Source organism: Vallitalea maricola (genome assembly GCF_036985595.1).
Taxonomy (GTDB): Bacteria; Bacillota; Clostridia; order Lachnospirales; family Vallitaleaceae; genus Vallitalea; species Vallitalea maricola.
In genome coordinates this window covers 1-251 of record NZ_BTPU01000293.1, presented here as the reverse complement: position 1 = coordinate 251, position 251 = coordinate 1, and the positions used below count along the sequence as shown (strand labels likewise).

Genomic DNA, 251 nt, shown 5'->3' with positions numbered 1-251 from the left:
TGTTAGAGATGCAAATGTAGCAGTTAATCCTAAAAACTCAAGTACTCCATTAACAACTCCAGTCAAGCTATCAGATTATGCTGGTATTGAAATGAAAAGTACTGGCGGTATTAGTACTTATATGCCTATAGAAGTTGTAGCTAATTATGATGCTTATACAACACAGCTAAACGAAGGATTAGAAAAAGTTATAGCTATTGCTGATTCCTTTGGTATTAATACAAGTAATGCATTTACTGCATTACTTGTAT

Annotated in this window: 1 protein-coding gene; it reads left to right on the top strand. The window is 32.7% G+C overall.

The window, feature by feature from the left end:
* Positions 1-251: hypothetical protein (locus AACQ14_RS24140; RefSeq protein WP_339366080.1), on the top strand; the 251-nt coding region annotated here is incomplete at both ends.